The following is a 20,444-nucleotide window of genomic DNA, read 5'->3' on the forward strand; positions in this document are numbered from 1 at the left end:
ACACTTACGCATCCCTTCGTTACCTGCGAAGGGAATACCCCTGATTAGAATCCATGCAGCGCAAGCCACAGACTTGCATGCATAACAACAAAAAAGGTACTCAGATGAACGCGATTAATCGCCTCGCAGTTGCTGTTTCCATTGCCTCGTTGTTTCCCCTCAGTGCTTTTGCCGCCGACTCGAAAGGGACGGTTGAAGTGGTGCATTGGTGGACTTCGGGCGGTGAGAAGGCGGCTGTTGATGTCCTGAAGGCCCAAGTCGAGAAGGACGGTTTTACCTGGAAAGACGGTGCCGTTGCCGGCGGTGGTGGTGCCACGGCCATGACCGTGCTGAAAAGCCGCGCGGTTGCCGGCAACCCGCCAGGCGTTGCCCAGATCAAGGGCCCGGACATCCAGGAATGGGCCTCCACCGGACTGCTCGACAGCGACGTCCTCAAGGACGTTTCCAAAGAAGAGAAGTGGGACTCCCTTCTCGACAAGAAAGTCTCCGATACCGTGAAGTACGACGGTGATTACGTGGCCGTGCCGGTGAACATCCACCGCGTCAACTGGCTGTGGATCAACCCGGAAGTCTTCAAGAAAGCCGGCATCACGAAAAACCCGACCACCCTCGAAGAGTTCTATGCCGCTGGCGACAAGCTGAAGGCCGCGGGCTTCATTCCGCTCGCCCACGGTGGCCAGCCTTGGCAGGACAGCACCGTGTTCGAAGCCGTGGTGCTGTCGGTCATGGGGGCTGATGGTTACAAGAAAGCGCTGGTCGACCTGGACAACGCTGCGCTGACCGGACCTGAGATGGTCAAGGCGCTGACCGAGCTGAAAAAAGTCGCAACCTATATGGATGAGGACGGCAAGGGCCAGGACTGGAACCTCGAGGCGGCCAAGGTCATCAACGGCAAGGCCGGCATGCAGATCATGGGTGACTGGGCCAAGAGCGAGTGGACAGCGGCCAAGAAAGTCGCCGGCAAGGATTACGAATGCGTAGCCTTCCCGGGTACCGACAAAGCCTTCACCTACAACATCGACTCCCTGGCGGTGTTCAAGCAGAAAGACAAGGGCACTTCTGCTGGTCAGCAGGACATTGCCAAGGTCGTGCTGGGTGAGAACTTCCAGAAGGTCTTCAGCATCAACAAAGGTTCGATCCCGGTTCGTAATGACATGTTGAAGGACATGGGCAAGTACGGTTTCGACTCCTGTGCCCAGACCGCTGCCAAGGACTTCCTGGCCGATGCCACGACCGGCGGCTTGCAGCCGAGCATGGCGCACAACATGGCGACCACATTGGCGGTACAAGGCGCGTTCTTTGACGTGGTGACCAACTACATCAACGACCCGAGTGCCAACCCTGCCGACACTGCCAAGAAACTCGGCGCTGCGGTCAAGTCCGCCAAGTAACGGTTAATACCTGGATCCCTGGGAGCGAGCCTGTAGGAGCAAAGCTTGCTCGCGATGAACGATAACGCGGTCCGTCGAAAGACCGAGGCGTTTTCATCGCGAGCAAGCTCGGCTCCCACACAGGCGGCTCCCACAAGGGATGTCACTGTAGTTTTCAAGTAGTGGATTTCCCCATGAGCTCTGTTGCTGTGTTCAGCAAAGCCTCGCCGTTCGATGCACTGCAGCGCTGGCTTCCCAAACTGGTGCTGGCGCCCAGCATGTTCATCGTCCTGGTGGGCTTTTATGGCTACATCCTGTGGACGTTTGTTCTCTCGTTCACCAACTCGACGTTTCTGCCCTCCTACAAATGGGCCGGCCTGGCGCAATACGCTCGGTTGTTCGACAACGACCGCTGGTGGGTCGCGAGCAAGAACCTCGCGGTGTTCGGTGGCATGTTCATTGGCATCACCCTGGTGATCGGCGTGCTGCTGGCGGTATTTCTCGACCAGCGTATCCGTCGTGAAGGCTTCATCCGCACCATTTACCTGTACCCGATGGCGCTCTCCATGATCGTGACCGGTACCGCCTGGAAATGGCTGCTCAACCCGGGCATGGGCCTGGACAAACTGCTGCGTGACTGGGGTTGGGAAGGCTTTCGCCTGGACTGGCTGATCGATCCGGATCGCGTGGTGTATTGCCTGGTGATCGCCGCCGTGTGGCAAGCCTCGGGCTTCATCATGGCGATGTTCCTGGCCGGCCTGCGGGGTGTCGATCAATCGATCATCCGCGCTGCGCAGATCGATGGCGCGAGCATGCCCAGAATCTACTGGAAAGTGGTCCTGCCGAGTCTGCGTCCGGTGTTCTTCAGCGCCGTGATGATCCTGGCGCACATCGCGATCAAGAGTTTCGACCTGGTGGCGGCCATGACGGCCGGTGGCCCTGGCTATTCGTCCGACCTGCCCGCCATGTTCATGTATTCCTTCACCTTCAGCCGCGGCCAGATGGGCATGGGCTCGGCCAGTGCGATCCTGATGCTCGGTGCGATCCTCGCGATCATCGTGCCTTACCTGTATTCCGAGCTGAGGACCAAGCGTCATGACTAGTCTCGCCACCAAACCTGGCATCAGCCTGAGTCGCATCGCGATCTACACGGTGCTGATCCTCGCCGTACTGCTTTACCTGGTTCCGCTGGTGGTCATGCTGTTGACCAGCTTCAAGACCCCGGAAGATATCAGCACCGGTAACCTGTTGAGCTGGCCGACCGTGGTCAGCGGCATCGGCTGGGTCAAGGCCTGGGCAACGGTCAACGGTTACTTCTGGAACTCGATCAAGATCACCGTTCCGGCAGTGCTGATTTCCACCGCTATCGGTGCACTGAACGGCTACGTCCTGTCGATGTGGCGCTTCCGCGGTTCGCAGCTGTTCTTCGGGCTGTTGCTGTTCGGCTGCTTCCTGCCGTTCCAGACCGTACTGCTGCCGGCCTCGTTCACCCTCGGCAAGATGGGCCTGGCCAGCACCACCACTGGCCTGGTGTTCGTGCACGTGGTGTACGGCCTGGCGTTTACCACGCTGTTCTTTCGCAACTACTACGTCAGCATCCCTGACGCGTTGGTGAAGGCGGCGCGCCTGGACGGTGCGGGTTTCTTCACCATCTTCCGCATGATCATCCTGCCGATGTCGACGCCAATCATCATGGTCTGCCTGATCTGGCAGTTCACGCAGATCTGGAACGACTTCCTGTTCGGCGTGGTGTTCTCCAGCGGCGATTCGCAGCCCATCACGGTGGCGCTGAACAACCTGGTCAACACCAGCACCGGGGCCAAGGAATATAACGTTGATATGGCGGCGGCGATGATCGCCGGGCTGCCGACCCTGCTGGTCTATGTGGTCGCAGGCAAGTATTTCGTGCGCGGGCTGACGGCCGGCGCAGTCAAGGGGTAATCATGGCAACGCTTGAACTTCGCAATGTAAACAAGACCTACGGCGCCGGCTTGCCCGACACCCTGAAGAACATCGAACTGTCGATCAAGGACGGTGAGTTCCTGATCCTGGTCGGGCCTTCGGGCTGCGGCAAGTCGACCCTCATGAATTGCATCGCCGGCCTGGAAAACATCACTGGCGGCGCGATCATGATCGGCGACCAGGACGTCAGCGGAATGAGCCCCAAGGATCGCGACATCGCCATGGTGTTCCAGTCCTATGCGCTCTACCCGACCATGAGCGTGCGCGAGAATATCGAATTCGGCCTGAAGATCCGCAAGATGCCGCAATCGGCCATCGACGAGGAAGTGGCCCGTGTCGCCAAGCTGTTGCAGATCGAACACCTGCTCAATCGCAAGCCCGGCCAGCTCTCCGGTGGCCAGCAGCAACGCGTGGCCATGGGCCGTGCCTTGGCGCGGCGGCCGAAGATCTACCTGTTTGACGAACCACTGTCCAACCTCGACGCCAAGCTGCGGGTCGAGATGCGCACCGAAATGAAACTGATGCACCAGCGCCTGAAGACCACCACGGTCTATGTGACCCACGATCAGATCGAGGCCATGACCCTGGGCGACAAAGTGGCGGTGATGAAGGACGGGATCATCCAGCAGTTCGGCACGCCGAAAGACATCTACACCAACCCGGCCAACCTGTTCGTGGCGAGCTTCATCGGTTCGCCGCCGATGAACTTCATTCCCCTGCGCCTGCAGCGCAAGGAAGGTCGCCTGGTGGCGCTGCTCGACAGTGGCCAGGCCCGTTGCGAGTTGCCGTTGGGCATGCAGGACGCCGGTCTGGAAGATCGCGAAGTGATTCTTGGCATGCGTCCGGAACAGATCGTACTGGCCGGCAGCGAGCCGAACGGTTTACCGACCATCCGTGCCGAAGTCCAGGTCACCGAGCCCACCGGCCCGGACACCCTGGTATTTGTCAGTCTAAATGACACCAAGGTTTGCTGCCGCCTGGCTCCGGACGCGGCTCCGCAGGCCGGTGAGACGATGACGCTTCAGTTTGATCCGCAAAAAGTATTACTATTTGATGCGCAGACGGGTGAGCGCCTGGGTGTGGCTGGTCAGACGCAAGCCGAAGGGCGCGCGCCGAACGTGGCGCAGTTCAAAGGCCGGTGAAGAGCAAATGTGAGAGTGAGCCTGTGGGAGCAAAGCTTGCTCGCGAAGAACGATAACGCGGTCATCCAAAGACCGAGGCGTTTTCATCGCGAGCAAGCTCATCTCCCACCCAGGCTCGCTCCCACAAAAAGAAGTATGCGGTGGGTGGGGGACTGCCCACCGCAATCGTTGTAAACGGCGTTAGAAAAAATAAAAACAGTCAATAACAATAAGACGAGGAATGTAGGGATGAAGAAGAAAAACAATGCCCAGCTTATCTGCCAGTTATCAGCCGTTGCGGCGATGATGCTGGCCGGTAGCGCACATGCTGCCGACGCGTTCAGCGCCGACTCGCAGTGGATGACGGGTGACTGGGGTGGTGAACGGACCAAGCTGATCGAGCAGGGTATCGACATCAAGGCCGACTATGTCGGTGAAGTGGGTGGCAACCTGCATGGTGGCTACAACAACGACAAGACCGCGCGTTACTCCGACCAGTTCGGTCTGGGCGTGGCACTGGACCTGCAAAAGCTGTGGGGCTGGGATAACACCCAGGCCAAGATCCAGCTGACCAACCGTAACGGCGAAAACATTTCCAACGACCGTGTCGGCGACCCGCGTGCCGGCACCTTGAGCTCCTCCCAGGAAGTCTACGGCCGTGGCCACATGGTCCGTCTGACCCAATTGTGGATCAAACACCAGTTCCTCGACGGCAAGCTGGACGTCAAGGCTGGTTACTTCGGCGAAGGCGAAGACTTCAACACCTTCCCTTGCGAATTCCAGAACCTGGCGTTCTGCGGCTCCCAAGTGGGTAACTGGGCCACCGGTATCTGGTACAACTGGCCAGTCATGCAGGCTGCGCTGCGCGTGAAGTACAACATCACGCCTGAGTTCTACGCGCAGATCGGTGCCTACAACCAGAACCCTTCGCAGCTGGAACACGGCAACGGCTTCAAGCTCAGCGGCAGTGGTACCAAGGGCACCGTGATCCCGGTCGAGCTGGTCTGGTCGCCGAAGGTCAACAGCCTGCCGGGTGAATACCGTGTCGGTTACTACAAGAGCACGGCCGATGCCAACGACGTCCGTGAAGACGACAATGGCGATGACGCCGCAACCACCCGCAATGCCTACCGCAGTCACAACAGCAAGCACGGCTACTGGTTCGTGGCGCAGCAACAACTCACCACCCACAACGGTGACGCGTCCCGCGGCCTGAACATCGCAGCCAACGCGACTTTCCATGACAAGGACACCAACGTCGTCGACAACTACCAGTCGTTGATGTTCGTGTACAAGGGGCCGTTCGATGCCCGTCCTAAAGATGACATCGGCATCGGTTTCTCCCGTATCCATGTCAACGAGGACGTGAAGAAAAACGCCGAACTGACCAACGCTGCCAATGGTGTGACCGATTACAACGACCCACTGTTCGCGCCGCTGCGTAGCACCGAGTACAACTACGAGCTCAACTACGGTGTTCACGTCACCAACTGGCTGACCGTACGTCCCAACCTGCAATACATCACCCACCCAGGTGGTGTGGATGAAGTGGACAACGCGCTGGTGGCCGGCCTGAAAATTCAGTCGGTGTTCTAACGTTGTTGCGATAAGCTCCTCTCTATGTGCGCATATTTGCGGACGGCCAAGGCTGTCCGCTTTTTTTTGGGGTGTTCCCGCGTTGAGAGGTCATTTGTGGGAGCAAGGCTTGCCCGCGATGAAGCTGAATGCGGTTTGCCCAAGAACCGAGGTGCCTGTGTCGCGAGCAAGCTTTGCTCCCACAGCAGGCTCCCTCGCCATAGAAACGCGCTGTACCCGTTGAGTATTGAATGATTTCCAGGACCGCGGCCCATGCATGAGCATCCGCTACAACGCTTTTTCAGATCCTTGCGCGAGCGCCCGGTGTTTGCGTGGGAGCGCTATCGGCAGCGCGATGTGCTGGTGATCGATCATCCGCTGTGCCAGGCGGTGTTCAGTCGCCAGGGCGCGCAGTTGCTGCACTTCCAGCCCCGTGGGCAGAAACCCTGGTTGTGGTGTGCGGCGAAATGGCCCCAGGTCGGGGCGATACGGGGTGGGGTGCCGGTGTGCTGGCCGTGGTATGGCCGTCATCCGAGCGAAAATGCCTGGCCGTCCCATGGTTGGGCGCGGCTGATCGACTGGAAGTTGCTGGACAGCCGCAGCGACGACGATGGCGTGCATTTGCATTGGCAATTGCAGTTGTGCGACTGGCAGGTGGACTTGCACGCGGACCTTGGCGAACGCATGGAGCTACGCTTGAGCACCGAGCATCAAGACAGCCTGCCGTGCCAGTTGAGCCAGGCTTTGCATGCCTATTGGCGTATTGGTGACGTCGGTGAGGTAGCGCTGTCTGGGCTTGAAGGCGCGCAAGGTTACGACCATCTGAACCGTGCGGTGTGCCAGCAGGAAGGCGAGTTGCGGGTCGAAGGCGGCTGCCAGCGAGTGTTCCAGCACGAAGGCGAATTGCAGCTCAAGGACCACGCCTGGCAGCGAGCGCTGTGCATCGATACCGGCGATAGCGCCGACACAGTGGTGTGGCATCCCGGTACCCGGCCGTTGCTGGGGGTGAGCTGGGATGAAGTCAGTGAGTTTGTCTGCGTCGAAGCGGCCAGCGGCGGCACCGACAGCCTGTGCCTGGCGCCAGGGGAGCGGGCGCACCTGAGTCTGCAGGCGCGGGTGGGGGCATAGTCCAGGTACTCGGCGTTGCTGTTGGCCTCTTCGCGAGCAAGCCCGCTTCCACACGGTGAAATGCATTTCAAATGTGGGAGCGGGCTTGCTCGCGAAGACTGACTAACGGACGCCAAAGCTCCTGAGCCGAATCAGTTGAACTCATCCCCTACCGGATACCGGCTGGCATTCAGGCTTTCCTTGATCTTGCGCAGGTGCGGCTGGAAATCCACGCCCCGACGCAGGGTCATCCCAGTGGCGAGCACATCCAGCACGGTGAGCTGGATGATCCGCGAGGTCATCGGCATGTAGATGTCGGTGTCTTCGGGGAGCGGAATATTCAGGCTCAGGGTACTGGCCTTGGCCAGGGGAGAGTTTTCAGCGGTGAGGCCCAGTACCGAAGCGCCGTTTTCCCGGGCGATGCGGGCCACCTCCACCAATTCGCGGGTGCGGCCGGTGTAGGAAATGATCACGAACAGCTCACCGGTGTGGGCCACCGACGCGATCATGCGCTGCATCAGCACGTCGGCATGGGCGGTCACTGCCAGGTTGAAGCGGAAAAACTTGTGCTGGGCGTCCAGCGCCACCGGGGCCGAGGCACCGAGGCCGAAGAAGTGGATCTGTCGAGCCTGGATCAGCAGGTCCACGGCACGGCTGATCAAATTTGGATCAAGTGCCTGGCAGGCACTGTCCAATGAAGCAATGGCACTGCCAAAGATTTTCTGGGTGTAGGCTTCGGGGTTGTCGTCGGCCTCTACCGCACGGCTGACATAAGCGGCGCCGCTGGCCAGGCTCTGGGCCAGTTGCAGCTTGAGCTCCGGGTAGCCGCTGACGCCGAACGAACGGCAGAAACGGTTGACCGTAGGCTCGCTGACCGACGCAGCCTGGGCGAGGGCGGCGATGCTGAAACGGGTGGCCTGCTGTGGGTTGAGCAGGATCACCTCGGCCACCTTGCGTTCTGCCTTGTTCAGGTCTTCAAGGCGACTCTGGATCTGCTCCAGTAAATTTCGCACGCGGTCCATAGAGGATTCCTAGAAAGACGGGTCTTTGATACGACCCTTTGCGGTGGCCTATCCTACTGATGGCTCCGACGGACCACCACTCGGAATCGGTATTTTCGGAAAATGTTGTGGTTATTACTACATTTTTCCTTGAGTGATGCCTTGAAAAAAGGTATTTGTAGCCTAACTTGATAAAAGAACAAACATCATGCCTTCGATAACGGTTGAACCGTGCACCTTTGCCTTGTTCGGCGCGCTGGGCGATCTGGCCTTGCGCAAGCTGTTTCCCGCCCTGTATCAACTCGATGGTGCCGGCCTGTTGCACGAGGACACGCGAATCATTGCGCTGGCCCGTGAACCCGGCAGCGAGCAGCAGCACCTGGCGTTCATCGCCACGGAACTGCGCCGCTACGTGGGTGACAAGGACCTGAACGAAACCGTGTTCGAGCGCTTCATGGCGCGGCTGACTTACCTGCATGTGGATTTCCTCAAGGCCGACGATTATGTCGCCCTGGCCGAACAGATTGGTGCGGCCCAGCAGGTCATTGCCTATTTCGCCACACCAGCGGCGGTATACGGATCGATCTGCGAGAACCTGGCGAAGGTCGGCTTGAGCGAAAACACGCGCGTCGTGTTGGAGAAACCCATCGGCTCGGACCTGGAATCCTCGCGCAAGGTCAACGACGCCGTGGCCCAGTTCTTCCCGGAGAACCGCACCTATCGTATCGACCACTACCTGGGCAAAGAGACGGTTCAGAACCTGATCGCGCTGCGGTTCGCCAACAGCCTGTTCGAAACCCAGTGGAACCAGCATTACATTTCCCATGTGGAAATCACCGTGGCCGAAAAGGTCGGCATCGAAGGTCGCTGGGGTTATTTCGACAAGGCCGGACAGCTGCGGGACATGATCCAGAATCACCTGTTGCAGCTGCTCTGCCTGATTGCCATGGACCCGCCGGCCGAACTGTCCGCCGACAGTATCCGTGACGAGAAGGTCAAGGTGCTCAAGGCATTGGCGCCGATCAGCCCCGAAGGCCTGACCACCCAAGTGGTGCGCGGCCAGTACATCGCCGGCCACAGCGAGGGCAAGGCGGTGCCGGGCTACCTGGAAGAGCCCAATTCCAACACCCAGAGCGACACCGAAACCTTCGTCGCCCTGCGCGCCGACATTCGCAACTGGCGCTGGGCCGGGGTTCCGTTCTACCTGCGCACCGGCAAGCGCATGCCGCAGAAGCTGTCGCAGATCGTCATTCACTTCAAGGAACCGTCCCACTACATCTTCGCTCCCGAGCAGCGCTTGCAGATCAGCAACAAACTGATCATCCGCCTGCAACCGGACGAGGGGATTTCCCTGCGGGTGATGACCAAGGAGCAAGGCCTGGACAAGGGCATGCAATTGCGCAGCGGTCCTTTGCAACTCAACTTTTCCGACACCTGGCGTAGCGCGCGGATTCCCGATGCCTATGAGCGGTTGTTGCTGGAAGTCATGAACGGCAATCAGAACCTGTTTGTCCGTAAAGATGAAATCGAAGCCGCGTGGACGTGGTGTGACCAGTTGATTGCCGGATGGAAGAAGTCCGGTGATGCGCCCAAGCCGTACGCGGCCGGGTCCTGGGGGCCGATGAGCTCCATCGCACTGATCACGCGGGATGGGAGGTCGTGGTATGGCGATATCTGAAGTGAAACTGCCCCAGGGCGTCAGCGCCCAGGCATTCAAGAGCCCGGTGCTGTTGGCTGAAGGCCTGGCATTGAAAGTGGCCGAGCAACTGCGCGCGGCGATCGACGCGCGCGGTACGGCGGTCCTGGTGGTGTCCGGCGGTCGCAGCCCGGTGGCGTTTTTCCAGAGCCTGGCCAAGCAGGCACTGGATTGGTCGAAGGTGGTGGTGAGCCTGGCGGACGAGCGCTGGGTACCGGTTGAACATGCCGACAGCAATGCCGGCCTGCTCAAGCGTTACCTGTTGCAAGGCGCGGCGGCCAAGGCCCAGTTCCTGAGCCTCTACAGCGCCAGTGCCAATCTGGAGGCCGCCGCCGAGCAGGCGGATCGCCTGCTGGCCGAGCTGCCGCCCATCGATGTGCTGGTATTGGGCATGGGTGATGACGGACACACCGCTTCGTTGTTCCCCGACAGCCCGAACCTGGCCGCAGCCTTGGACACCCAGGGCGCTCGTCGTTGCTGGCCAATGCTGGCGCCGACCGTGCCGCACCAGCGCCTGACCATGAGCCGCGCCTTGCTGGCCTCGGCGAAGCACAAAGTGCTGTCGATTTCCGGTCAATCGAAATTGACCACCCTGAACGCTGCGGTGGCCGGTGACAACGTCGCCGAAATGCCGATCCGTGCGTTTTTGCAACCTACGTTAGAGATTTACTGGTGCCCATGAACCAAGGATCAGCCGCTATGACAACTCTACCCCCGACCGTTTCCATGGCGGACAAAGTTACCCTGATCGATGACCTGTGCGCCAAGGCGCGGATCCTGCCGGTCATCACCATCGCTCGCGAACAGGACATCCTGCCGCTGGCTGATGCCCTGGCGGCCGGTGGCCTGACGGCGCTGGAAGTGACCTTGCGTTCCCAGTTCGGCCTCAAGGCCATTCAGGTGTTGCGCGAGCAACGTCCAGAGCTGGTGACCGGTGCCGGTACGGTACTCGACCGCCAGATGCTGGCGGCTGCCGAGGCGGCCGGTTCGCAATTCATCGTGACCCCGGGCATCACTCGTGACCTGCTCGAAGCCAGTGTCGACAGCCCGATCCCGTTGCTACCGGGCATCAGCAACGCGTCCGGCATCATGGAAGGCTACGGCCTGGGCTATCGCCGCTTCAAATTGTTCCCGGCGGAAGTCAGTGGCGGTGTCGCCGCCATCAAGGCCCTGGGCGGCCCGTTCGGCGAAGTGAAATTCTGCCCGACCGGCGGCGTCGGCCCGGCCAATATCAAGAGCTACATGGCGTTGAAAAACGTGATGTGCGTGGGCGGTAGCTGGATGCTCGATCCGGAGTGGATCAAGAACGGCGACTGGGCCCGCATCCAGGAATGCACCGCCGAGGCACTGGCGCTGCTGGACTGATTGTTTTACCGAACTTCGTTGGGTGTTCTACGGCTTTACGGTGCGCTTGGTCGGCGCGCCGTTTTTTTTTGCCTGTTTTTTGGCCGAACACTGATTGGTGTTGAGAGCACCTATTCTGTGGCGAGGAGATTCATCTGTGGCGAGGGGATTTATCCCCGCTGGGTCGCGCAGCGGCCCCATTTTTTGGGGGCTGTTGCACAGCCCAGCGGGGCGGTGCGACGTTTCGCTAAATCCCCTCGCCACAGATAATCCCCCTTGCCACAGGGGGCTGTGCAGGCTATGTGCGGCTCAGCTCGATCAAGGCCCGGGTAAGCCGCTCGATATCACTCGCCAGAGTGATCAGTCCCGGCGTGATACGGATACAAGGCCCGACGCTGGTCTGGCGTACCACGGTGAAGATCCCATAGTCGTGGAGCAATCGATCGGCCATCGCCTGCTGATCCGCCTGGGCGGTAAAGCGCATCGAGGTGATGCCGCAGTAGAGTCGCCGATCATCCGGGGTCATGACTTCGATACCCGGCAGATCGCGCACCGCGCTGACCCACAGGTCGCGCAAGTAGCAGAGACGCGCACCTTTGGCCAGGGCGCCGCCCAGGGCGCGGTGTTCTTCGAACACCAGGGGCAGGGTCAGTTGGGCCGGAATATTCGGGGTACTGTGGGGCGTGCGTGAGCGGATGTCGTTGGCCGGGTAATGACTGTCGTCCATGTCCGGATCGATGTCGGCCAGGCGTTTCGGGGCGATGTACAGGAAGCCCAGGGCCAGGGGCCCGCCGATCCATTTCTGCAGATTGAATCCGGCGAACGGGATACCCATTTTGGCCAGGTCAAAATCGATCTGGCCCAGGGCGTGGGCGCCGTCGAGGATGATGTCGACATCGAACTCCCGAGCCGCTTCGGCAATGGCCTTTACCGGCATCACCAGCCCGGTGAGGTGGTTGACGTAAGTCAGCGTCATCAGTTTCAAGCGCGGGTAGCGAATGAACGCTTCCCGGTAAGTCCCCACCAGGCTCTCGAAACTGGCCGGATGCTGGTGGACCAGTTCGATCAGCTCCACGCCACGCTGGCGGGCCAGCCAGCGCATCGCGTTCTTGACCGACTGATATTCCAGGTCACAGATCAGCACCTGGTCGCCAGGTTTCAGGCCGTTGTAGTTGCGAATCAACGATTGCAGGGCGTCCACGGCACTGCGGGTCAGCGCCACGGTTTGCGCAGGCGCCTTGATCAACTCCGCGACTTGGCGGCGAATGGCCTCGCCCTGGTCATGGTCGAAATGCTGGCGCACGTACACCGAGTTGCTGCGGTTGATGAAATCGATGTTGCGCTGGTACTCCTCGACCACCGTCCGCGACATGCGTCCGAAGTAGCCGTTCTCCAGGTTCAGCGGTTCATCGGGGGCGACGTCGTAGCGGTCGACAAAGGTCTGCCAGAAAGCTTCATCGTGGGCACGCAGGGTATTCTCGGGCATGTGAGGACTCAATCAGGGGCGGGGCTTGGGTTTGCCGTGCTTGACGCGCAGGGGATCGAGCAGGTCGGACAGACCGTTGTGGTCGATTTCCTGCATCAACGCCAGCAAACCGCCCAACTCACCGTGGGGAAAACCTTCGCGGGCGAACCAGTTCAGGTATTGACCGGGCAGGTCGGCCAGGATTCGGCCTTTGTATTTACCAAAAGGCATCTGGCGCGTGACCAGCAGTTCGAGGGTTTCCGGGTTCATGGCAAATGTCTTGAATCAAACAGGTTTGAAAATACAGGCATTCTGCATGCAGGCCAAATGACAGATCATGCAAATAACGCGGATACAGATTTTGTCTGTTTAATTAACTTATTGATTTTTAAGGTTTATTTTTGTAGGTCGGAGCTGGCATGCCCGATGCAATATTCCCTGCAGGTTTTGTATTCACCAGCAAAGGAATTGAAAAATGACTGATATGAACAAAGAAGCCATCGCCGTCCTGAACGACCTGATCCAGACCAGCAAGGATGGTCAGGAAGGGTTCAAGACCTGCGCTGAAGACATCAAGCATCCACAGCTCAAGGCTCTGTTCGTGCAACGTTCCGTCGATTGTGCCACGGCTGCATCCGAACTGCAGGCGGCCGTTCGCTCGTTGGGTGGTGATCCGGAAACCTCCACCAGTGTCTCCGGTGACCTGCACCGCCGCTGGGTGGATGTGAAGTCGATGTTCACCGGCAAGGATGAGGAAGCGGTGCTCAACGAAGCCGAGCGCGGCGAAGACCATGCGCTGAAGGCCTATAGGGAAGCCATGGAGAAGATCACCAAGCACAATCTGGTCGGCATCCGCGATCTGGTTGAACGCCAGTACCATGGCGTGCAACGCAACCATGATCAGGTCAAGGCGCTGCGTAACCAGGCACGCGCCAGCTGATACACGCGCTTGATCGAAAAAACGCCAGCCTTGTCTGGCGTTTTTTTTGTGCGACTTATCGGCAAGCACATTTGTGGCAAGGGATTGATCGCCACAGATTCGGAAAAAGTGTCTTGTCAAATCCACAGGTAATCAACTCTGGACTCAAATAGGTAGCTAGCTAATAATTGCGCTTGCCCCATCACCCATCTTTGCAACTATCGTTACTGCAACCCCTGAAAGAGTTTCCTGAGTGCCCATTACCTTCCAGGCCTTGTTCGCCCCCGACCGCCTCGCTGTGCAGTTCGCCATCAAGACCGTACTCGGTGGTGGGCTGGCGTTGTGGCTGGCATTGCGGTGGGGGTTGGAGCAGCCGTCGTGGGCGTTGATGACCGCGTTCATCGTGGCGCAGCCGCTGTCGGGGATGGTGGTGCAAAAGGGATTGGCGCGGCTGCTCGGTACCCTGGTGGGGACCGTCATGTCGGTGGTCTTCATGGGGTTGTTCGCACAGACCCCCTGGTTGTTCCTGTTGGCGCTGGCCTTGTGGCTGGGGCTGTGCACGGCCTGTTCGACATTGCTGCGAAGTGCCTGGTCCTATTCGTTCGTGTTGGCCGGGTACACGGTGGCGATCATCGCCTTGCCGGCCATTTCCCACCCGCTGGGGGTGTTCGATCAGGCGGTGGCGCGCTGCACCGAAATCAGTCTGGGGATTGTCTGTGCCACGGCCGCCAGTGCCTTGCTCTGGCCGTTACGGGTCGAGCGACAGCTGGCGGGCCAGGCCCATGCCGCTTGGCAGAGCGGCATGCAGGCGGCCCGTGCCACCCTGGCCGGCGACGCCCAGGCACGCAAGGGCTTGCTGGAAATTCTCGGCAGGATCGTTGCGGTGGATGCCCAGCGCGAACATGCCTGGTTCGAAGGCAGCCTGGGTCGTCAGCGCGCCCGGGCCATCAGCGGCTTGAGCCAGAAATTGCTGATGCTGCTGCGCATTGCCCGTTCGGTGCGTCGGCAATGGAAGCAACTCGAACCCGCAGAAGCCGAGGCCCTCCAACCCTGGATGAACGAGGTTCAGCAAGCCCTCGATGCCGACACGGCGACGCTGCAAGCCTTGCGACCACGGGTGCTGGACGCCTCTCACGATCCCTCGATCAGCTCGGCGCAAAGTTACTGCCTGGCACGTTTCGCCTTGTTGCTCGACACCGCGCTGGCCGCTTGCGCGGCGCTGGCGGCGGTGCGAGAGGGCAGGGAGGCATCGGATCCGCCGCGCACCTTGACGCCCCATCGCGACGTGTCCCTGGCCATGGTATTCGGTGCCCGTAGCGCCTTGGCATTTCTGGCGGTTTCCTGCTTCTGGCTGGCAACGGCCTGGCCCGCCGCCAGCGGCGCGTTGGTGTTGACGTGTGTCGTGTGCAGCCTGTTTGCCAGCCGCGAAAACGGTGCGCAGATCGGCATGAGTTTCCTACGGGGCATCCTCTTGGCCGTGCCGACGGCGTTCGTGGTCGGCGAGATCCTGCTGCCGCAGTGGAGCAGCTTCGCCATGCTTTGCATGGCCATGGGCGTGCCGTTGTTCTTCGGTGCGCTGGGCATGGCCAAGCCGCCGATCTTTGCCACGGCCACGTCGTTCTGCTTGCATTTTGTGGTGCTGATATCACCGCTCAACTTCATGAAGTACGACGTGGCGACATTCTTCAATAGCGCTCAGGCGATGATGATCGGCGTGGGGGCGGCGGTATTGGCATTCAATCTGCTGATTTTGCGCGATCCGGCCTGGCACGGCCGTCGCCTGCTGGCGGCGACCCTGGATGACCTGGTGCGCCTGACCCGGCGCAACTTGAGTGGCGCCGAGAGCTGGTTCGGCGGACGCATGGCCGATCGGCTGTTGCAGCTGGCGCGGCATTACCCCGAGCTGCCGGTCCCGTCGCGCAGCCGTTGGGATGATGGATTGCTCGGCCTGGATATCGGCGATGAGCTGTTGCACCTGCGTCTGAGCCTGGCCGTCGCCCAGGTGTCCGACAGCCGGGCGCAACGGCGCTATTTCGAAGCGCTGGAGCAGGTGCTCGAACGCGGCCCGTCCGGTGAGCAGGCCGATGCGTTGGCCCCGGCCAGCGCCGAGTTCCTGAAGGTGTTATCGACAGAGCCCCCCGGCGATGCGCTGAAGTTGGCGCAGGGCGCGGTGGTGCAATTGCAGAGCAGCTGGCGCGCCTGGTGTGGCCAGCACGAACCGGAACGACGGGAGCACAGCCATGGGCTTGCGTGAATGGTCGATTGGCGGGGTGTTGCTCAGCCCGTTCCTGATTTATGTGGTGCTGGCCTTGCTGGTGACCGGTGCATTGCGCCTGTTGCTCAGCCTGGTGCCGGCCGGGCGTTGGATCTGGCACGAAGCCTTGTTCGACTGCGCCCTGTATGTCTGTGTCCTGACAGTGATTACCCTGGTCCTCGGGCCGTTATAAGGAGTTGAACATGCGTACCTCCGTACGTGTCGCCATTACGCTGGGCGTGGTGGCATTGGCGATTTTCGCCGGGTTTCACCTGTGGCAGTACTACATGCTCACGCCCTGGACCCGGGATGCGCGGATTCGCGCCGACGTGGTGGTGATCGCCCCCGACGTGTCGGGCTGGGTGCGTGAACTCAAGGCGGTGGATAACCAGCAGGTCAAGGCCGGCGATCTGTTACTGAGCATCGACCGCGAACGCTTCGAAGCCGCCGTGGAGAAGGCCAGGGCAGTGGTTCAGACCCGCCAGCAGCAACTGAGCCTGCGCGAGCGTGAAGCCAGTCGCCGTGCCGCCCTGGGGCCCCAGGCCATCAGTGCCGAGCTGCGGGAAAATGCCCAGATCAACGCCGGCATCGCCCGGGGCGAGCTGCGCGAAGCCCAGGCCGAGGCCAAGGTCGCCGAGCTCAACCTGGCTCGCAGCCAGGTCTTGGCGCCTCGTAGCGGTCACATCACCAACCTGCGGCTGGCCGAAGGCAATTACGTTAACGCCGGGCAGCCGGTCATGGCATTGATCGACGATTCGACGTTTTATGTGCAGGCCTATTTCGAAGAAACCAAACTGCCGAGGATCCGCGTGGGCGATCCGGTCAAGGTCTGGCTGATGAGCGCCGGTCATGCCCTGGAAGGTCACGTCGAAAGCGTCAGCCGTGGCATTACCGATCGCAATACCAACCCGGACGCGCAGTTGCTGGCGGAAGTTGAACCGACCTTCAACTGGGTGCGCCTGGCCCAGCGGATACCGGTGCGGATCAAGCTGGACAAGGTGCCGGAAGGGGTGAACCTGAGTGCGGGGATGACGGCGAGTGTGCAGGTGCAGGAGCACGATCAATAACTTGTCGCAGGACCTGTGGGAGCAAGGCTTGCCCGCGATGAAGTGAATGCGGTCTACCTTGAAATCGAGGTGCCCTGATCGCGGGCAAGCCTTGCTCCCACAGAAGGGATGAATTCCCTTGCGATAATCAGCCGATGCTGATCGCCGGCAGCGTCGGCAAGGTCACGGTCTGCTGTTTGCGCGGCGCGAGGATCTCGGCTTCGCCATCCACCACCAGCTCATCGCGCTGGTTGAACACGCGGGTGGCGATGCGTACGCGAAACTTCGGCAGCTTTTCCAGGATCTCCAGGCGTACGGTCAGGGTATCGCCGATCTTTACCGGTTTCTGGAAGCTCATCTGCTGGCCGATATAGATGGTGCCGGGCCCAGGCAGCTCGCACGCCACCGCGGCGCTGATCAGCGCACCGCTGAACATGCCATGGGCGATGCGCTCCTTGAACATGCTCGCCGCGGCGAATTCGGCGTCCAGGTGCACGGGGTTGTGATCGCCCGACATGGCGGCGAACAGCTGGATATCACGCTCTTCGACGGATTTGCTATAGCTGGCGGTCTGGCCGACTTCGAGGGCTTCGTAAGGGGTGTTGGTAACCTGGGTCATCTGTTTCTGATCCTGTGGCGGGTAAGGGAAAAAGCGCTGGCAAGCTACTCGCTTCGTGGCGGGCGCTTGTGGTTCAGGGCCTGGGCAATCCAGGCCAGCACATCGGCCGTCACTTCATCGCGGTTGGTTTCGTTGAACAATTCGTGCCGGGCCTGTGGGTAAATCGTCAATTGCAGGTGCTGGCTGCCGGCGGCGCGCAGGGCGTCGGCCAGATCCTTGAGACGCTTGCCGTCGCTTACCGGATCACATTCGCCGCCAATGACCAGCAACGGCAGGTCCGGATCGATCTGGGCGAGATTGGACGCTTTGCTGATTTGCTGCAAGCCACCGAGCAGGTCGACCCACAGCTGATTGCTGCAGCGAAAGCCGCACAGTGGGTCGTGGACGTACTTGTCCACTTCGGCCGGGTCGCGGCTGAGCCAGTCGAAGGGCGTGCGGGTTGGTTTGAATTTCTGATTGAAACTGCCGAACGACAGCCATTCGATCAAGGCGCTACGCCCGGTGGCACCCTGGCGCCAGCGTTCGAAGCGGGCAATCAGGCGGGCGGTGCGATACAGCGCCACCGGTTGGAAATTGGAACCGCTGAGAATCGCCCCATGCAGGCTTGCGCTGTGATGCAGCAGGTACGCCTGGGCGATGTAGCTGCCCATGCTGTGGCCCAGCAGCACGATTGGCGTGTCGGGATGTTGCTGGCCGATGTGATGGTTGAGGCTGGCCAGGTCGCCGACCACCTTCGCCCAGCCATCCTCGTCGGCATAATGGCCGAGGAGCGCCCCCTCGCCGGTCTTGCCATGGCCGCGCAGATCCGCAGCGTAAACACCGTAGCCTTCGTCGCACAGGGCCTGGGCCAGGCGCTCATAGCGGCCGCTGTGTTCGGCCATGCCGTGGGCCAGCAAGATCACCGCCCGAGGTGTGGTTTGCGGCAACCACTGATTGACGAATAGGCGGCTGTGATCGGTTGCGGTCAGCCAGAACGTTTGATGAGTCATGACGATCCTTTACAGGGGAGCATGCGCAATGTTGCTCCATTGTATAGCGCATCCGTTGCGTCTCGCCTGATCAGGCCACACGTAGGCGGCAAGATTCACACAATCTATGACACAAATTGCTGTATTTGCCTGATTGGCCAGAGCTGCTAGTGTCCCAAGAGCTCCGCTTCTACGAGTCGTAACGAAGCGGCCCGGGATAGGTTCAGGTAAAGAGGATAAAAACAATGCAGCCTGATTTCTGGAATGACAAACGCCCGGCCGGCGTGCCCCTGGATGTCGACCTCGGGGCCTATAAGTCGGTCATCGAGGTGTTCGAGCGTTCCTGCAAGAAATTCGCCGACCGCCCGGCGTTCAGCAACATGGGCGTGACCCTCACGTATGCCGAGCTCGAGCGCCATAGCGCAGCCTTTGCCGGTTACCTGCAAAGCCATACCGATCTGGTTCCCGGTGACCGTATCGCGGTGCAGATGCCCAATGTCCTGCAATATCCGATTGCCGTCTTCGGTGCCTTGCGCGCCGGGTTGATCGTGGTCAACACCAACCCGCTGTACACCCCGCGGGAAATGCGCCACCAGTTCAAGGATTCCGGTGCCCGGGCGCTGGTGTACATGAACCTGTTCGGAAGCAAGGTCCAGGAAGTGATGCCCGACACGGACCTGCAGTACCTGATCGAAGCGAAAATGGGTGACCTGATGCCCACCGCCAAGGGCTGGCTGGTCAACACCGTGGTGAACAAGGTCAAGAAGATGGTCCCGGCGTATTCGCTGCCCCAGGCCATTTCCTTCAAGAGCGCCTTGCGCCTGGGGCGTGGCCAGGCCATCAAGCCATTGAAGGTCAGCCTCGACGACATCGCGGTGCTGCAATACACCGGCGGCACCACCGGGTTGGCAAAGGGCGCGATGCTGACCCACGGCAACCTGGTGGCCAACATGCAGCAGGCCCGGGCCTGCCTGGGACAGCTCGGCGATGACGGCCAGCCGCTGCTGCGCGAAGGCCAGGAGGTCATGATCGCGCCGCTGCCGCTCTACCATATCTACGCCTTCACGGCGAACTGCATGTGCATGATGGTGACCGGCAACCACAACGTGCTGATCACCAATCCGCGGGATATCGCTGGCTTCATCAAGGAGCTGAAGAACTGGCGTTTCTCGTTATTGCTGGGGCTCAACACGCTGTTCGTGGCGTTGATGGACCATCCGGATTTCAAGACCCTGGACTTTTCCCACCTCAAGGTCACCAATTCCGGCGGCACCGCGTTGATCAAGGCCACCGCCGAGCGCTGGCAGCAGATCACCGGTTGCGGCATTACCGAAGGGTATGGGCTGACCGAAACCTCGCCGGTGGCGAGCGCCAATCCTTATGGCGGTAAATCCCGGCTGGGCACGGTGGGGATGCCAGTGCCGGGCACGCTGATGAAAGTGATCAACGATGATGGCGTCGAGCAGCCTCTGAGCGAGCGTGGCGAGCTGTGCATCAAGGGCCCACAGATCATGAAAGGCTACTGGAACAAGCCTGAAGCCACCGCCGAAGTGCTGGACAGCGAAGGCTGGTTCAAGTCCGGTGACATCGCGGTGATCGACCCGGACGGTTTCGTGCGGATCGTCGATCGCAAGAAGGACATGATCATCGTCTCGGGTTTCAACGTGTACCCCAACGAAATCGAAGACGTGGTGATGGCCCACCCGAAGGTCGCCAATTGCGCGGTGATCGGTGTGCCGGACGACCGCTCCGGGGAGGCGGTGAAACTGTTCGTGGTGGCGCGGGAGGCGGGCGTCAGCCTCGAAGAACTCAAGGCCTACTGCAAGGAGAACTTCACCGGCTACAAGATCCCAAAGCACATCGTGTTGCGAGAGTCGCTGCCGATGACGCCGGTGGGCAAGATCCTGCGCCGGGAGCTGCGCGATATCGCGTGATGTAGACCAAGCACATACCCTTGTGGGAGCGAGCCTGCTCGCGATAGCGGTGGATCAGTCATG

At 60.5% G+C, this 20,444-nt stretch carries 19 protein-coding genes; 14 read left to right on the forward strand and 5 right to left on the reverse strand.

What is annotated here, in order from left to right:
* Window positions 1-104 precede the first annotated feature (104 nt).
* The 6 genes from FGE05_RS19835 to FGE05_RS19860 all read left to right on the forward strand — a co-directional run bounded on the left by FGE05_RS19835 (window position 105) and on the right by FGE05_RS19860 (window position 7,156).
* Window positions 105-1,391 carry an ABC transporter substrate-binding protein gene (locus tag FGE05_RS19835; RefSeq protein WP_139647586.1) on the forward strand — a complete coding sequence of 429 codons (1,287 nt, stop codon included), beginning with the start codon at window positions 105-107 and terminating at the stop codon, window positions 1,389-1,391.
* A gap of 173 nt (window positions 1,392-1,564) precedes the next feature.
* Entirely contained in the window at window positions 1,565-2,473 is a 909-nt protein-coding gene (locus FGE05_RS19840; protein WP_139647588.1) for a carbohydrate ABC transporter permease, read from the forward strand.
* On the forward strand, window positions 2,466-3,311 hold the full coding sequence (locus FGE05_RS19845) for a carbohydrate ABC transporter permease (protein ID WP_041023872.1): 846 nt from the start codon (window positions 2,466-2,468) through the stop codon (window positions 3,309-3,311). Before FGE05_RS19840 ends, FGE05_RS19845 begins: the two co-directional genes overlap by 8 nt.
* Before the next feature lie 2 nt (window positions 3,312-3,313).
* The gene (locus FGE05_RS19850) at window positions 3,314-4,474 is read left to right on the forward strand and encodes an ABC transporter ATP-binding protein (RefSeq protein WP_139647590.1); all 1,161 of its coding nucleotides are present in this window, start codon (window positions 3,314-3,316) and stop codon (window positions 4,472-4,474) included.
* A gap of 228 nt (window positions 4,475-4,702) precedes the next feature.
* The gene (locus FGE05_RS19855) at window positions 4,703-6,049 is read left to right on the forward strand and encodes a carbohydrate porin (protein WP_139647592.1); all 1,347 of its coding nucleotides are present in this window, start codon (window positions 4,703-4,705) and stop codon (window positions 6,047-6,049) included.
* Window positions 6,050-6,301: 252 nt separating this feature from the next.
* Entirely contained in the window at window positions 6,302-7,156 is an 855-nt protein-coding gene (locus tag FGE05_RS19860) for a D-hexose-6-phosphate mutarotase (RefSeq protein ID WP_139647595.1), read from the forward strand.
* 131 nt (window positions 7,157-7,287) lie between these two features.
* Here the strand turns inward: FGE05_RS19860 and FGE05_RS19865 are convergent, their stop codons facing one another.
* On the reverse strand, window positions 7,288-8,148 hold the full coding sequence (locus FGE05_RS19865) for a MurR/RpiR family transcriptional regulator (protein ID WP_171057240.1): 861 nt from the start codon (window positions 8,146-8,148) through the stop codon (window positions 7,288-7,290).
* Between the two features lie 196 nt (window positions 8,149-8,344).
* Between FGE05_RS19865 and zwf the strand changes: the two genes are divergently transcribed.
* From zwf to FGE05_RS19880, 3 genes are read left to right on the forward strand one after another with little or no spacing between them, the layout of a single operon-like run.
* Window positions 8,345-9,814, forward strand: a complete 1,470-nt coding sequence (zwf, locus tag FGE05_RS19870) for a glucose-6-phosphate dehydrogenase (RefSeq protein WP_139647597.1) — start codon at window positions 8,345-8,347, stop codon at window positions 9,812-9,814.
* Window positions 9,801-10,514 carry a 6-phosphogluconolactonase gene (gene pgl / locus FGE05_RS19875; RefSeq protein WP_139647599.1) on the forward strand — a complete coding sequence of 238 codons (714 nt, stop codon included), beginning with the start codon at window positions 9,801-9,803 and terminating at the stop codon, window positions 10,512-10,514. Before zwf ends, pgl begins: the two co-directional genes overlap by 14 nt.
* A 17-nt stretch (window positions 10,515-10,531) precedes the next feature.
* Window positions 10,532-11,197, forward strand: a complete 666-nt coding sequence (locus FGE05_RS19880) for a bifunctional 4-hydroxy-2-oxoglutarate aldolase/2-dehydro-3-deoxy-phosphogluconate aldolase (RefSeq protein WP_024781181.1) — start codon at window positions 10,532-10,534, stop codon at window positions 11,195-11,197.
* A 277-nt stretch (window positions 11,198-11,474) separates the two neighbouring features.
* Here the strand turns inward: FGE05_RS19880 and FGE05_RS19885 are convergent, their stop codons facing one another.
* Window positions 11,475-12,662 (reverse strand): aminotransferase class V-fold PLP-dependent enzyme, encoded by a 1,188-nt coding sequence (locus FGE05_RS19885; RefSeq protein ID WP_139647601.1) that lies wholly within the window; start codon window positions 12,660-12,662, stop codon window positions 11,475-11,477.
* A gap of 12 nt (window positions 12,663-12,674) precedes the next feature.
* Window positions 12,675-12,911: a DUF3820 family protein gene (locus tag FGE05_RS19890; RefSeq protein ID WP_024781183.1), complete on the reverse strand. Its 237-nt coding sequence runs from the start codon at window positions 12,909-12,911 to the stop codon at window positions 12,675-12,677.
* Window positions 12,912-13,116: 205 nt separating this feature from the next.
* On the opposite strand from FGE05_RS19890, the gene FGE05_RS19895 reads away from it, so the two are divergent.
* The 4 genes from FGE05_RS19895 to FGE05_RS19910 all read left to right on the forward strand — a co-directional run bounded on the left by FGE05_RS19895 (window position 13,117) and on the right by FGE05_RS19910 (window position 16,881).
* On the forward strand, window positions 13,117-13,581 hold the full coding sequence (locus tag FGE05_RS19895) for a PA2169 family four-helix-bundle protein (RefSeq protein WP_139647602.1): 465 nt from the start codon (window positions 13,117-13,119) through the stop codon (window positions 13,579-13,581).
* A gap of 232 nt (window positions 13,582-13,813) precedes the next feature.
* Window positions 13,814-15,814, forward strand: a complete 2,001-nt coding sequence (locus tag FGE05_RS19900) for an FUSC family protein (protein WP_139647604.1) — start codon at window positions 13,814-13,816, stop codon at window positions 15,812-15,814.
* Window positions 15,801-16,007 (forward strand): DUF1656 domain-containing protein, encoded by a 207-nt coding sequence (locus tag FGE05_RS19905; protein ID WP_024781186.1) that lies wholly within the window; start codon window positions 15,801-15,803, stop codon window positions 16,005-16,007. Before FGE05_RS19900 ends, FGE05_RS19905 begins: the two co-directional genes overlap by 14 nt.
* 10 nt (window positions 16,008-16,017) lie before the next feature.
* Window positions 16,018-16,881 (forward strand): HlyD family secretion protein, encoded by an 864-nt coding sequence (locus FGE05_RS19910; RefSeq protein ID WP_139647606.1) that lies wholly within the window; start codon window positions 16,018-16,020, stop codon window positions 16,879-16,881.
* 127 nt (window positions 16,882-17,008) lie between these two features.
* Here the strand turns inward: FGE05_RS19910 and FGE05_RS19915 are convergent, their stop codons facing one another.
* Both FGE05_RS19915 and FGE05_RS19920 read right to left on the reverse strand, forming a co-directional pair.
* Window positions 17,009-17,479, reverse strand: coding sequence for a MaoC family dehydratase (locus tag FGE05_RS19915; RefSeq protein ID WP_041023860.1), 471 nt, complete (start codon window positions 17,477-17,479; stop codon window positions 17,009-17,011).
* Window positions 17,480-17,523: 44 nt separating this feature from the next.
* Window positions 17,524-18,468, reverse strand: a complete 945-nt coding sequence (locus FGE05_RS19920; RefSeq protein ID WP_139647608.1) for an alpha/beta hydrolase — start codon at window positions 18,466-18,468, stop codon at window positions 17,524-17,526.
* 224 nt (window positions 18,469-18,692) lie between these two features.
* Between FGE05_RS19920 and fadD2 the strand changes: the two genes are divergently transcribed.
* Entirely contained in the window at window positions 18,693-20,381 is a 1,689-nt protein-coding gene (gene fadD2, locus FGE05_RS19925; protein ID WP_139647610.1) for a long-chain-fatty-acid--CoA ligase FadD2, read from the forward strand.
* Window positions 20,382-20,444 lie beyond the last annotated feature (63 nt).

This window comes from Pseudomonas sp. ICMP22404 (assembly GCF_006227205.1).
In the GTDB taxonomy this organism is placed as follows: Bacteria; Pseudomonadota; Gammaproteobacteria; order Pseudomonadales; family Pseudomonadaceae; genus Aquipseudomonas.